The following is a 202-nucleotide window of genomic DNA, read 5'->3' as shown; positions in this document are numbered from 1 at the left end:
AATTGGATAGAGACCTGGCTGAACGTCTTCGCAACCATCCCGATCTGGCTGATAAGCTAACGATCTATGAAGGCGATGCAATGAAGTTCGATTTCGAACAACTTGTTAAGCCAAACAACAAGCTACGTATTTTCGGTAACTTGCCATACAACATCTCGACACCATTGATGTTCCACCTTTTTGAGTTCCATAAAGACGTGCA

Annotated in this window: 1 protein-coding gene; it reads left to right on the top strand. The window is 43.1% G+C overall.

Translation table 11 applies throughout. The features are described 5' to 3' along the window. Positions 1-202, top strand: a 202-nt coding sequence (locus AB4512_RS23575) for an rRNA adenine N-6-methyltransferase family protein (protein WP_372175942.1), incomplete at both ends; no start/stop codon positions are given.

It is taken from the genome of Vibrio sp. 10N.222.52.B7, from assembly GCF_041474275.1.
GTDB classification, from domain to species: domain Bacteria; phylum Pseudomonadota; class Gammaproteobacteria; order Enterobacterales; family Vibrionaceae; genus Vibrio; species Vibrio crassostreae_C.
Note: the sequence above shows the minus strand (reverse complement) of the source record. Positions and strands in the feature narration are given on the sequence as shown.